Source organism: Nitrospira sp. Kam-Ns4a, assembly GCF_965152595.1.
On record NZ_OZ224218.1, the window covers coordinates 3878466 to 3891399 of the forward strand.

The window sequence follows — 12934 nt, forward strand, 5'->3', positions numbered from 1 at the left end:
GCACAACCCTGATCCGAAAATATTTGGCACGCGGAACTGCGTAAGACAGAGTGGGTGGCGTGGCGAGCGGGTCCCCCGTCGCCCGCAGCGGAAGGGGCGAACCGCACAGAGACTCGCGCCGACCCAGCGCACAAAAGAGCGGCTGTGCGCCGATTGTGTAGCGCCCCCCAGGGGGGATGGGTGGAGCGAGGACGACGGGGGTGATCGCCATGACAGGACCCGCTGGAGCTGGTGCAGGCATCAGCGATTATTTTCGGATCAGGGCTAAGCCAGGGCTGGCAGGGATGATGGGGCCTTGGTTACCCGCCGAACGGAAACACTGGGGCCACGGACGCCGCCGGACCGACCATGTTCGAGAACATCATGGTCGCCGCGATGACCCACTCGATGATGGGCTTGGGGTAGATCCCGAGGATGAGCGTGCCCGCCAGGCCGATATAGACCACGGCCCGCATCGGCGCCGAGATGTCGAGCGGCGACGGGTCGTGCGGCTCGTTGATGTACATCTTCTTGACCACGACCAGGTAGTAGTACATCGAGATGATGATGTTGACCAGGCCGACGATGATCAGCGTGTACAGCCCCTCCTGGATCGCCGCGAGGAAGATGTAGAGCTTGCCGATGAAGCCGGCGAGCGGCGGCACCCCGGCCAGCGAGAGCAGGAACACGAGCATCGCGAAGGCCAGGAACGGCGACCGGCGATTGAGGCCGTTGTAGTCCTCGATCTCGTCGCTGTTGATCAGGTTCCCGATCGCGATCACGATCGCGAACGCGCCCAGGTTGGCGAAGAGATAGGTCAGCAGGAAGAACAGGATCGCGTCGCTCCCCATCTTGGTCCCAGCCGCCAGCCCGATCAGGATGTTCCCGATCTGCGCGATCCCGGAGTAGGCCAGCAGCCGCTTGATGTTCCGCTGGGCGATGGCCACGATGTTCCCGTAGGTCATCGAAAGGATCGAGGCGCCCACCAGGAGCAGCACCCAGACCGGCTTCATCGTCGCGAGCGACACCAGGAACATCCGCAGCAGGATCGCGAAGGCCGCGCCCTTGGGGGCGATCGAGAGGAACGCGGTCACCGGCGTCGGCGCGCCATGGTAGGTGTCGGGAATCCACGAGTGGAACGGCACCGCGCCGATCTTGAAGCCCAGCGCGGCGAAGATCAGCAGGTACCCGATGACGAGCCCCGGAGTCACCCCGGCGCCGGCGATGTCCGAGAAGACCAGCTTGCCAGTCTCGCCGTACACCAGGCTGATCCCGTAGGCGAGCAGCGCGGCCGCGAACACCCCCAGAATGAAGAACTTGAGCCCCGCCTCGTTCGACGCCACGTCGTCCCGCAGGTAGGCGACGAGGACGTAGAAGCCGAACGTGGAAAACTCCAGCGTGATGAACACGGACAGCAGGTCGTTGGCCGAGGCCATGAACATCATGCCCAGGGCCGACATCAGCACGAGGAAGTAGTATTCGCCGCGGAAGAACCGGAACCGACGGACGTAGTCAATCGAAGCCAGGACGACCAGGATCGTGGCGCCGACCACGAAGATCTTGAAGAACACGGCCAGGCGGTCCACGACGAACATGTCGCGGAAGAGCGTCCCGCCGATCCCGGCGAGGTCGAACCAGAAGAGCGTGACCAGCACGCCGGCCAGGCCCGCGACGCTCAGATAGGCGAGCCGCTCTTTCGGCAGCCGCGGCATCGCGAAGTCCACGATCAGGACCACGCAGAGCCAGATCGTGAGCAGCAGCTCCGGCAGCATCAGGAGGAGATCCGAGCCGGACAGGGTCAGGTTGAAGGTCATTCTGCTCCTCGTGACGCGAGCACCCGGTGCGCTGCCGGGTACCCCTTGCATTCTGTGGAGCAACGGGGGCCCAACGGATCCTCGGTGACGGGTGACGGTCCATTGACCATTGACCGTTGACCGTTGACCATTGGCTGCGCGGCCACCGGCACGACCTTCGTGATGCGCGCGACCAGCGGGTCCACCCCGGACCGGATCACGTCGTAGAAGTGGCCGGGCACGATGCCGAAGGTGATGCTGCAGGCGATCATCAGCAGCAGCGGCAGGCGGTCCACGGTGGCGACGGCGTCGTGCGCGTGGGTGTAGTGCGCGTCCATCGGGCCGTAGAAGACGCCCCGCATCATCCGGAACAGGTAGGCCATCGTGAGCACGATCCCGACGACCGCCACGATCACCTGGAACGGATACTTGTTCCAGCTCCCGACGAGAATCATGATCTCCGCGATGAAGTTGACCGTCCCTGGCATGCCGATCGAGGCCATGCAGGCGACGAGGAAGCACCAGGCCACGAACGGCATGCGGTTGACCAGCCCGCCGAGCGAGGGGATGTCGCGCGTGTGCGTCTGATCATAGACCCAGCCGGCCATGGCGAACAGCATCCCGGTGGCGAGCGCGTGGGCGAACATGTAGAGCACCGCGCCCGTCAGGCTGATGTAGTCCAGCGCCGCCATGCCGAGAAAGACGTACCCCATGTGGCTGGAGCTGGAGTAGCCGATCACGTACTTGGTGTCCTTGGCGTAGAAGGCCACGAACCCGCCGTAGATGATGCTGAAGATGCAGAGCACCGCGGCGATCGGCATGAGCTCGCGGGTGGTCTCCGGCAGGATCTCGTACCCCACGCGGATGATCGAGAAGTGGCCCAGCTTCATCAGCACGCCCGCGTGCAGCATGCTGGTCGCGGCCGGCGCGGCGGCGTGCCCGACGGGCGACCAGGAGTGGAGCGGCCAGAGCGGCGCGATCGAGGCGAAGCCGAAGAAGATCAGCAGCCAGATGATGGTCGCGAGCGTCCCGGAGAAGTGCGCCTGCTCGCGCAGCACCAGGATGTCGAAGGTGTTCAGCCCGGAGAACTTGTAGATCAGCAGGATGCCCATCAGCGCGACGACCGCGCCCGCGGACAAAAAGAGGGTCAGCTTCATCGCGGCGTATTCCTTGCTGTTCGCCGCGAAGTTGAGGATGAACCCTACCGAGTCCCGTTTCTTTAACCCCTCGGGGTCGGTCATGTCCAGGTACCCCTTGGTGTGGCTGCCCCACACGCCGAGCAGGAGGTACATCGGGATCACCGACATCTCGTAGAAGAAGTACAGGAAGAACAGGTCCAGCGACATGAACACGCCGATCGTCGCCGCGGCGAGGATCAGCAGGAAGATGTAGAACTCCTTCGTGCGGTCCGTGATGTGCCAGGAGACGAAGACACCCGCGAAAAGCAGGATGGCCGAGGCCAGGACCAGCGGCGTGCCGATGCCGTCCACGCCCAGGTAGAAGGCGATGCCGAGCTCCTTCGACCACTCGTAGCGCTGGAGAAACTGGAACCCGCCCTTCACCGGATCGTAGGCGTAGAACAGATAGAACGAGGCGAGCAGGCAGATGCCGGCGGACACGGCCGCGACCAGCCGCACCTGGAGCGCCTGGCGGTTCGGGACGAAGATGAGCGCGATCGCCCCGGCAAACGGCGCGAACAGAATGATGAGAAGCGTGTAGTCGCTCATGCTACCCTTCGAGAGACGAGGCGAGGCCGGGGAGATACGGGACCGCGGAGAGCGCCCCGTCGCCCACTCGCCGCATCTCCGTGTCGGCCGGCCGCGGTTTCGCCTCGGGCCTCTCCGCCACCGCCGTCGTGCCCTTCTCCAATCGCTCGACCAGCGCCTGGACGGACCCGTTCATCATGCGCAGGAACGGCGCCGGGTAGAGTCCGATCCAGAAGATCATCACGCAGAGCGAGACGACGATCACCCGCTCCCGCACGTTCAGGTCCGGGACCGCCTGGCCGGCACCCCGGGTCAGCGGCCCGAACATCGCCCGCTCGTAGTACCAGAGGAAGTAGGCCGCACTGAAGATCACTCCGGTCACCGCGATCAGGCCGTACACCCACCAGGTCTTGAAGACGCCCAGCAGGATCAAGAACTCGCCGACGAACCCGTTCGTCCCCGGAAGCCCGATCGAGGCCAGCCCGATGATCAGCAGGAAGGTCGCGAGCAGGGGCGTCTTCGCCGCCAGTCCCCCAAAGGCCGAGAGGTCCGTGGTCTGCCACCGCGAGGCCAGGAAGCCAGCCAGGAAGAAAAGCCCTGCGGTGCTGAAGCCGAGGTTGATCATCGTCAACAGGCTACCCTGGAGCCCCTGGAAATTCAGCGCGAACAGGCCGACCACGCAGAACCCGAGGTGGCTGATGCTGCTGAAGGCCAGGAGCCGGCGGAAGTCGGGCTGGATCAGCGCGATAATCGCGCCGTAGAGGATCGCGGCGAGCCCCAGCGCCATCACGATGGTGACGACGGTCGCGTTCCGCGAGGCCTCCGGCAGCAGCGGAAAGCTAAACCGCAGGAACCCGTACGTGCCCAGCTTGATCCCTGCCAGGACCACCGACATCCCGATGGGCCCCTCCACGAGGGCATCGGGCAGCCAGGTGTGGAACGGGACGAGCGGCGCCTTGAAGGCCAATCCCATGAAGATCAGCCAGAAGATGAGGACCTGTTTCTCCGGCGAGATCGGCACGCTCAGCAGCTCGAGCAAATCGAACGTGAAGGCCGGCTCGCCGCGGCGCGGCACCGCCCACGCGTGATAGTTCAGGTCCAGGAGCACGAACCCGACGAGCATGAACACGCTGCCCAGCAGCGTGTAGAGCACGTACTTGAGCGCCGCCGCCTGCCGCTCCGCCCCACCGCCCCAGAGCTTGATCAGGAAGTAGCTGGGGATCAGCATCAGCTCCCAGAAGACGAAGAAGAGGATCAGGTCAATGGAGACGAAGATGCCGACGGTGGTCGTCTCCAGCGCAAGCAGCGCGATGAAGTACTCCTTGACCTGGGACCGCACCGTGTCCCAGGAGTAGAGGATGATCAGCGGGGTCAACAATGCGGTGACGCCGACGAAGAGGACGCTGATCCCGTCCACGGCCAGGTGGTAGCTGATCCCGAGCGGGGGAATCCAGCGCAGGCGCTCGGAGAACTGCATCGCCGCCGACTCCGGCACGAACCGGAGCAGCACGACCAGCGCGAGGATCAGCTCGACGAGCGAGACCGCCAGCGCCGCGGTCTTGATCAGCTCCGCCTCCTCCAGCAGCCAGAGCACAAGTGCGCCCGCCAGCGGGAGGAAGATCAGCAGCGACAGGATGGGGAAGCCGAAGGTTAGCTCTTCAAGCATGAGTACCCAGCCGGGAGCAAGCAGCGAGCAGCCAAGAGCCCGGCACTCTTCGCCCGGTGCGACTCTCTCTATTCGCTATTCGCTTCATTGCCTATTTCAGGGCCACGCCGATCCCCGACGAGCTGGTCCACCAGAGCAGGACCAAATGGACGAGCAGGAACAGGCCCGCCACGATGATCGCCGCGTAGTGGTGCACCAGCCCGCTTTGGAGCTTCCGCCAGGTGCGTGCGGCCAGATGGTTCCCGTACCCGATGACGTTGATGGTCCCGTAGATCACGTGCTTCTCGAACCAGGTGCTCCCCACCGAGCCGGCCTCCGTCAACCGGCCGACACCGCGGACGATGCCGTCCACCACCGTCCGATCGAACCAGTCCCACAGCCGGCCAAGCCGCTTGGTCGGCTCCACGACAATCGCGTCGTACAGCTCGTCCACATAGTACTTATTGAGCAGCGTCGTGTAGAGGCCTGGCAGGCGAGCGGCCCACTCATCCGCCGCCTCCGGCCGGACCGCGTAGAGGTAGTGCGCCAGCCCCCACCCGGCCAGCGCGATCACCGTGGCCACGCCCATCAGGGTCACGACCAGCCCGAAGCCGGCCTGGGACCCGTTGCTCCCCGCATGCCCCGGGTCGCTTCCGCCGGCGCCCGAGACGGCCGTCACCGGCTCGAGGAAATGGTGGAACCAGCCGGCCTCCGGCGGCACGCCCGGGAAGCCCCCCACCACCGAGAGTGCCGCCAGCACCACCAGCGGCCCCATCATGACCAGGGGAGACTCGTGGATGTGCTCGGCGGTGTGCGGATCCACCCGGCTCTCGCCGTAGAAAGTCAGGTAGGTCAGCCGGAACATGTAGAAGGCCGTCAGGAACGCGCCCAGGGCCGCGATCGCGTAGAGCGGGTAGTACCCGTGCACGAAGGCGTGGGCCATGATCTCGTCCTTGCTCCAGAACCCGGCCAAGGGGAAGATACCGGCGATCGCGAGCGTCCCGATTAGGAACACCGCGTGGGTGGCCGGGATCTTGGCCCGGAGGCCGCCCATCTTGCGGATATCCTGCTCACCGTGCAGGGCGTGGATAACCGATCCGGCCGACAGGAACAGGAGCGCCTTGAAGAACGCGTGCGTCACCAAGTGGAAGATCGCGGCCGCGTAGGCGCCGATGCCGCAGCCCAGGAACATATACCCGAGCTGGCTCACGGTCGAATAGGCGAGCACGCGCTTGATGTCGGTCTGGACGAGGCCGATCGTCGCCGCAAACAGGGCCGTGAAGCCGCCTACCCAGGCGACCGTGGTCATGGCAACTGGCGCCAGGTCGTAGAGCACGTGGTTGCGGACCACCATGTACACGCCGGCGGTCACCATCGTCGCGGCGTGGATCAGCGCGCTGACCGGCGTCGGGCCCTCCATCGCGTCGGGGAGCCATGTGTAGAGCGGCACCTGCGCGGATTTCCCGACCGCGCCGACGAGCAGGCAGAGCGCGATCGCCGTGGCCATGCCCGTCGAGAGCTGGCCGGCCTGGGCGAAGACTTGGCTGTAGTCGAGCGTCTTGAAGTTCACGAACACTAGGAAGATCGCCAGGAGGAACCCGGCGTCACCGATCCGGTTCACGACAAAGGCCTTCGTGGCGGCCTTCGCGGCGGACACCCGGTCGTAGTAGTAGCCGATCAGCAGGTACGAGCAGAGGCCGACGCCCTCCCACCCGATAAAGAGCACCAGGTAGTTGCTCCCCATCACCAGGAGCAGCATCGAGACCATGAAGAGGTTCATGTACGTGAAGAAGCGCGTGAAGCCCGCTTCGCCGTGCATGTACCCGACCGAGTACACGTGGATCAGGAAGCCGACTCCGGTCACGACCAGCACCATGATGCAGGTCAGGGGATCGATCAGGAAGGCCAGGTTGACCGTGAGGTCCCCGCCGAAGATCCACTTGTACACGACGACTTCGCGGCTGCCGCCGACCTCCAGCACATCGGCGAACACCGCGAGCGCGCAGAGGAACGACAGGCCGACGGAGCCCCAGGCCAGCCGGTGCGCGACCCCGTGGGAGTAGCGATGGCCCAGCAACCCGTTCAGCAGCACGGCCGCCAGCGGGACAGCCGGGATCAGGATGACGAGCAGCTCGAACATGTCACCACTTCAACAGATTCATCTCGTCCACGTTGGTGGAGATCTTGCCCCGGAACACGACGATGATGATGGCCAGCCCTACCGCCGCTTCCCCGGCGGCGATCGCGATCACGAAGAGCGCGACGATCTGGCCTGCCATGGACTCGAGGTAGTGCGAGAAGGCGACCAGGTTGATGTTCGCCGCGTTCAGCATGATCTCCACGGCCATCAGCACGATGATGAAGTTCCGCCGGACCAGGACGCCGATGAGCCCGGTCGCAAAGAGAATCGCGCTGACCGCCACGTATGCGCTGAGAGGCACCATAACTTACCCGGGATGCGCGCGGTGGCCGACGGGGAGGCGCGGCGACGGGGCGACGGGGCGATCTCCGCGTCTCCGCGTCCCCGCGTCTCTCATCGGAAATGCTCGCACGCGTCACTCGTCACGTTGATCGGCCGCCGTCGGCGTTTTCGCCAGCACGATGGCGCCGATGATCGCGCCGGTCAGGAACACCCCAATGATCTCGAAGGGGAGCAGGTACTCGCTGAACATCTTGATCCCGACCGCGTAGCTGTCCCCGCCCTTGAGCACCGCGGCCGCCGGGGCGTCGCCCTTGCTGCCACCGAAGGGCGACCGCAGGACCAGCAGGACCAGCTCCGCGGAGACTGCGACGGCCCCGAACAGGATCAGCGCGTAGCGGGTGTGGAGGTAGCGCTCCTCGGTTTTGAGGTTCAGCAGCATCAGCACGAACAGGTAGAGCACCAGGATCGCGCCCGCGTAGACGATGATCTGCACAGCGAAGAGGAATTCCGCGTTCAGCAGCACGAAGAGCCCGGCGACGTGCAGGAGTAGCGTCAGGAGGGCAAGTCCGCAGTGGACGGGATTCCGCAGGGCCACCGTGAGCACCCCCGCGACGATGCTCACGAGGGAGAAATAGGCGAAGAACAGCCAGACCATCGAGGCGACGATTCAGGTTAGGTGTTTGGGTGGCACCGGTTGCGTCGGCTTGACGACGGACTGGGGGAAAAAATAGCGGTAGTCGTGGAACATCTCGTCGTCTTTTTCCTGGTTGTGGGCGTAGAGATACTTCTTGGCGTCCTCCAGGTAGCGCTCGCCGATCTCGTAGAGGCGCTTCTTGTCGAACAGCAGGGTCCGCTTGTCGTGGGTCGAGTACTCGTACAGCTTGGTCATGGCCAGCGCGTTCACCGGGCAGGCCTCCACGCAGTACCCGCAGAACACGCACTTGGTGATGTCAATGTAGAACTCGCTCGCGTACCGCTTGAGCGGCAGGGTCTCGTCCTCGGCGCTGACGACCTTGATGCAGCGGGATGGGCAGGCGGCTTCGCAGAGGTCGCACCCGACGCAGCGCTCGGTCCCGTCGTCGTAGCGCAACAGGCCGAGGGCCCCGCGGTGCGTGTCCGGGATCGTCCGCTGCTCGCGCGGATACTGGAAGGTGATCGGCTTGTGGAACATGTGCTTGAAGGTGACCTTCATCGCCTCCCAGATCTCGGCGAACAGCGCCGCTTCCCAGATTTTCTTGATCCATGCGCCAGCGCCCATGCGACGTGCTCCCCCGGGACGGCCCTTTATACCCTTTCCAGGGTCACCCATGCAAACTTGAACGAGGGCACCCCGGTCGCCGGATCCACCTCAAGCGGCATGAGGTCCTTGACCGGCGGCTCGTTGAAGTGCTCCGGGAAGAAACAGGCCCCCGGCAGCACGGCCAGATCCGCCTGGACGCCCAACTCCAGGGACCCGCGATCGGACGTGATCCGGACCCGCGCGCCCTCGGCCAGGCCCAGGCGCTCCATGTCCTCGGCATTCATCCGGAGCCTGCCGGAGTTCGGCGAAAGCTGGACCAGCCCCGAGGCCTGCGTGGAGAGCTTCCCCGAATGGTAGAGGAGCTGGCCCATCGTCAGGGCAAACCGGTTGCCCGTGACGGGGAACGGGAGACGCGAGACGGTCGTCGCGTAGCGCGCTGCCACTTCGGCCACGTATCCGTCGGCGAGGTAGGCCTCCGGCGAGACGGCCGGCTTCTTCGGCTGCCCGAGGTTATAGTAGCCCGGGAGCAGCTTCATGATCTCGTGCTGGATGTCGTTCGGCGAGTCGTACTCGAAGGAGGCGCCCAGCCCCGTCGCAATCGCGGCCAGGATATGCCAGTCGGGGAGGCTCTCCCCGAGCGGCTCCATGGTCTGGCGCACCCGCTGGACCTTCCCGTCCTGGCTCGTCATCGTACCGTCCTTCTCGGCGAAGGTGCAGGCCGGCAGGACGATGTGCGCAAGTTGCGCCGTCTCGGTCAGGAAGGGGTCTTGGCAGACGAGCAGCTCCAGCCGCTCCAGGGCCTCCTGGACCCCCAGGGACGCCGGGAGCGTCGCGACCGGATTCTCCCCGATCACGTAGAGGGCCTTGATCTCGCCGCTCCGGCAGCGCGCCAGGATCTCCGTGAGCCCGCCACCGCTCCCCGCCGGCGGCAGGTCGGCCTGCCAGGCCTTCGCGAATTTTTCACGCGCGGCCGGGTCGTCGAAAGGCGCCTGGCCGGGCAGATACTCGAAGACCGCCCCGAGATCCACCGCGCCCTGCTCGTTCGCCTCCTCGGTCAGCGTGTTGATCCCGCAGCCGGGCCGCCCAAGCTTGCCGGTGATCCAGAGGAAGTCAATCAGGCTTAGGACGACCCCGTAGCCGCCAGCCCGCCGCACGACGCCCTCGCCGCAGAGGATGACCGCTCGTGGGGCCTCCGCGAAGATCGCGGCGGCCTCCTCGATCTCCGCCGCCGGAATCCCCGTCCGGTCGGCGATCGCGGCGAGCGAGGGGCCGGCCACCGCCTCCTTCAGCGCGGCGAAGGCCCGCGGGTGCCTGCCGACCGCCTCGGCATCCACGAGATCCTGCTCGATCGCGGCCTTCACCAATCCCTGCACGAACAGCCCCTCGGTGCCCGGTCTCACCAGCAAGGGGTGCGAGGCGAGCTTGGCGATGTTCGTCTGGGCGGAGTCCACGACGATGACCTGGGCCTTGTACACCCGGATCGCCTCCTTGACCCGCAGGCTGGCGACCGGGTTTGTCTCCGTGATATTCGCCCCGACCAGCAGGATCGCCTTGGCTTTGGTGAGGTCCACCGAGTCGTTGGTCATGCGCCCGACGCCCAGGGCGCGGCGCGCGGCGCGCACGAAGGCGATGTGGCCGTAGCGCGCGCTGCTGTCCAGCCAGTTGGTCCCGATCACCGCGCGCATGAGCTTCTGGAACAGGTACAGCTCCTCGTTGGTGCAGCGGGCGGTGATCAGGCCCGCGATGGCCCGCGGGCCGTGCTGGGCCTTGATCGCGGCGAGGCGGCCCACGACCTGCTGCACCGCCTCCAGCCACGGCATCTCCACCAATCGCCCGGCCCGCCCGTCCTGCCGCACGAGGGGCTGGAGCAGCCGGGCCTTGCTGTCAATGAACTGGAAGCCGAACCGGCCCCGCACGCAGAGCCCGCCGTGCCCCTTCGCCGTGTCCTCCCGGCTGCCCCACTTGTTTTTCCAGGAGAGCGGCGAGGTCACGCGGACGACGTCGGTGTCCTTGACCTCGACGAACATCTGGCAGCCATCGCCACAGTAGTTGCACGTTGTCAGGGTCTTCCGGAGCTGCCACGGCTTGTAGAGATATTTCGAATACTTGTTCGTGATCGCGCCGACCGGGCAGACCGCGAGGCAGTCCCCGCAGAACTCGCAGGACAGCGGGACGTCCCCCTTGGCCACCACCTGCGTGAACCCGCCCTTCTTGATGAACTGGAGCGCGTCCACCATCTGCACGTCCTTGCAGATGTTGATGCACTCGCCGCAGGCGATGCAGCGGTTCATGTTGAAGTCGAGGACGAGGCTGCGCGTATCCTCCGGGATCAGCTTCTGCTTGGCGTTGGCCAGGTTCGTGACTCCGTGGAGGAAGGCCATGTCCTGCAGCTCGCAGTGCCCGTCCGCGTCGCAGACCGGGCAGTCGAGCGGGTGGACGGACAGGTGCTTCTCCACCGCCTTCTTGCGAGCCAGGTGCAGGTCTTCGCCCTCGGTGCGGATGATCATGCCGGCCGTCGCCTTGGCGGTGCAGGAGCGCACCGGCGCCTTCTTGCCCTCCTGCATCACGAGGCACATGCCGCAGGAGCCGAAAGGATCGAAGGTGTAGTGGTAGCACATGGCCGGGATGATCCGGCCAGTGCTGGCGATCACGTCGTAGAGCGACACGCCGTCTTTCGCCGTGACCGTCTGGCCGTCAATGGTCAGCTCGATCGTCGCCGCTTCGACTTCCGGATTCGTGGCCGGTTTCAACGCCATGCCTCAGACCCCAATGGTGAATGGTGGATGGTCGATACGAAATCCTGTCTTCCTTGACCATCACCCATTGCTTCGTTCTTAGCGGTCGCACTCCCCCATCACGATGTCGTAGGTGCCGAAGATCGTGACCGCGTCGGCGATCATGTACCCGCGCGCCATGTGATCGAACGCCCCCATGTGGATGAAGGACGGAGCGCGGATCTTCAGCCGGTAGGGCTTCCCGCCGCCTGCGCTGACGATGTAGAAACCCAGTTCGCCCTTGTGCGCCTCGGTCCCGCAGTAGATCTCCCCCTTCGGGGCCTCGAAGCCCTGCGAGAAGAGCTTGAACTGCTGGATCATGGACTCTAGGTTCGTAAAGACCCGGTTCTTCGGCGGGAGCGTCACGCTCGGCACCTCGGCCATGATCGGGCCCTCGGCCGGCAACTGCTCCAGGCACTGCTTGACGATCTTCACGCTCTCGTACATCTCCATGACCCGGATCCAGTACCGGTCGTAGGTGTCGCCGTTCTTCCCGACCGGCACGCTGAACTCGCAGCGGGGATAGGCCGCGTAGGGTTCGTACTTGCGGAGGTCGTAGTCCACGCCGGAGCCCCGGAGCGTCGGCCCGCTGAGCCCGAAGTTGACCGCGTCTTCGGCCGAGATCACGGCGACGCCCTTGGTCCGGGCCAGCCAGATGCGATTCTTCTCCAGGAACACGACGTACTCGTCAATCTTCGGCGGGAAGTAGTCCAGGAACCGCCGGAGCTTCTCCAGGAGGGATGGGGTGAAGTCCCGCTCCACGCCGCCGATCCGATACCAGCTCGTCGTCAGCCGCGCCCCGCATAGCTCGTCGAACCAGTCCAAAAGGATCTCCCGGTCGCGGAACGTATAGAAGAAGACCGTCATGGCCCCGATATCCAGGGCCTGGGTCCCCAGCCAGAACAGATGGCCGATGATCCGCTGGACCTCCGCCACGATCGTCCGCAGGTACTCGGCCCGCTCTGGGACCGTGATATTCATGAGCTTCTCAACGGCCCGGCAGTAGGCGAAGTTGTTGTACATCGCGCAGATGTAGTCGAGCCGGTCCGTGTGCGGGATAAACTGGTGGTAGGTGCCCTCCTCGGCCAGCTTCTCCACGCCGCGGTGCAGGAAGCCCATCACCGGCGTCGCCTTGACGATCCGCTCCCCCTCCAGCTCGAGGATGACCTTCAGCACGCCATGGGTGCTCGGGTGCTGCGGCCCCATGTTCAGCAGCAGTTCCTCGGTCCGGAGCGTCGGGAGCGTCTCGGTCTCCGGATGCGCCGGGTCCGCGACCTTGTAGACGATCGTTCTCTGGTCTTCGAGCTTCATGATTCCAAGCTGGCAGCACGCAGCGGAGAGCCAGCAGCTCTGAGCGGTTCGCTACTCGCTGGTC

9 protein-coding genes are annotated in these 12934 nt (G+C 65.3%); all 9 read right to left on the reverse strand.

Features of this window, described 5'->3' with window-relative positions; translation table 11 throughout:
- Nucleotides 1–299 precede the first annotated feature (299 nt).
- Nucleotides 300–1793 (reverse strand): NADH-quinone oxidoreductase subunit N, encoded by a 1494-nt coding sequence (locus ACWHYQ_RS19275; RefSeq protein ID WP_447973709.1) that lies wholly within the window; start codon nucleotides 1791–1793, stop codon nucleotides 300–302.
- Nucleotides 1790–3499, reverse strand: coding sequence for a complex I subunit 4 family protein (locus ACWHYQ_RS19280; RefSeq protein WP_447973710.1), 1710 nt, complete (start codon nucleotides 3497–3499; stop codon nucleotides 1790–1792). The genes ACWHYQ_RS19275 and ACWHYQ_RS19280 overlap by 4 nt, the downstream gene beginning before the upstream one ends.
- A gap of 1 nt (nucleotide 3500) precedes the next feature.
- The gene (locus ACWHYQ_RS19285; RefSeq protein WP_447973711.1) at nucleotides 3501–5144 is read right to left on the reverse strand and encodes a complex I subunit 4 family protein; all 1644 of its coding nucleotides are present in this window, start codon (nucleotides 5142–5144) and stop codon (nucleotides 3501–3503) included.
- Between the two features lie 91 nt (nucleotides 5145–5235).
- Nucleotides 5236–7263 carry an NADH-quinone oxidoreductase subunit L gene (gene nuoL / locus ACWHYQ_RS19290; RefSeq protein WP_447973712.1) on the reverse strand — a complete coding sequence of 676 codons (2028 nt, stop codon included), beginning with the start codon at nucleotides 7261–7263 and terminating at the stop codon, nucleotides 5236–5238.
- Nucleotide 7264: 1 nt separating this feature from the next.
- Entirely contained in the window at nucleotides 7265–7567 is a 303-nt protein-coding gene (gene nuoK, locus ACWHYQ_RS19295) for an NADH-quinone oxidoreductase subunit NuoK (protein ID WP_447973713.1), read from the reverse strand.
- A gap of 111 nt (nucleotides 7568–7678) precedes the next feature.
- Nucleotides 7679–8200: an NADH-quinone oxidoreductase subunit J family protein gene (locus ACWHYQ_RS19300; RefSeq protein ID WP_447973714.1), complete on the reverse strand. Its 522-nt coding sequence runs from the start codon at nucleotides 8198–8200 to the stop codon at nucleotides 7679–7681.
- 12 nt (nucleotides 8201–8212) lie between these two features.
- Nucleotides 8213–8803 carry an NADH-quinone oxidoreductase subunit NuoI gene (gene nuoI / locus ACWHYQ_RS19305; RefSeq protein WP_447973715.1) on the reverse strand — a complete coding sequence of 197 codons (591 nt, stop codon included), beginning with the start codon at nucleotides 8801–8803 and terminating at the stop codon, nucleotides 8213–8215.
- A gap of 26 nt (nucleotides 8804–8829) precedes the next feature.
- Entirely contained in the window at nucleotides 8830–11541 is a 2712-nt protein-coding gene (locus tag ACWHYQ_RS19310) for a molybdopterin-dependent oxidoreductase (RefSeq protein ID WP_447973716.1), read from the reverse strand.
- Between the two features lie 78 nt (nucleotides 11542–11619).
- Nucleotides 11620–12870: an NADH dehydrogenase (quinone) subunit D gene (gene nuoD, locus ACWHYQ_RS19315; RefSeq protein WP_447973717.1), complete on the reverse strand. Its 1251-nt coding sequence runs from the start codon at nucleotides 12868–12870 to the stop codon at nucleotides 11620–11622.
- Between the last annotated feature and the right edge of the window lie 64 nt (nucleotides 12871–12934).

What these genes read in the sequence shown, in the direction of transcription:
- ACWHYQ_RS19285 (WP_447973711.1), bottom strand. Translation starts at nt 5,144, where the DNA reads ATGCTTGAAGAGCTAACCTTCGGCTTCCCCATCCTGTCGCTGCTGATC.
- nuoI (WP_447973715.1), bottom strand. Translation starts at nt 8,803, where the DNA reads ATGGGCGCTGGCGCATGGATCAAGAAAATCTGGGAAGCGGCGCTGTTC.
- nuoK (WP_447973713.1), bottom strand. Translation starts at nt 7,567, where the DNA reads ATGGTGCCTCTCAGCGCATACGTGGCGGTCAGCGCGATTCTCTTTGCG.
- ACWHYQ_RS19310 (WP_447973716.1), bottom strand. Translation starts at nt 11,541, where the DNA reads ATGGCGTTGAAACCGGCCACGAATCCGGAAGTCGAAGCGGCGACGATC.
- ACWHYQ_RS19275 (WP_447973709.1), bottom strand. Translation starts at nt 1,793, where the DNA reads ATGACCTTCAACCTGACCCTGTCCGGCTCGGATCTCCTCCTGATGCTG.
- nuoL (WP_447973712.1), bottom strand. Translation starts at nt 7,263, where the DNA reads ATGTTCGAGCTGCTCGTCATCCTGATCCCGGCTGTCCCGCTGGCGGCC.
- ACWHYQ_RS19280 (WP_447973710.1), bottom strand. Translation starts at nt 3,499, where the DNA reads ATGAGCGACTACACGCTTCTCATCATTCTGTTCGCGCCGTTTGCCGGG.
- nuoD (WP_447973717.1), bottom strand. Translation starts at nt 12,870, where the DNA reads ATGAAGCTCGAAGACCAGAGAACGATCGTCTACAAGGTCGCGGACCCG.
- ACWHYQ_RS19300 (WP_447973714.1), bottom strand. Translation starts at nt 8,200, where the DNA reads ATGGTCTGGCTGTTCTTCGCCTATTTCTCCCTCGTGAGCATCGTCGCG.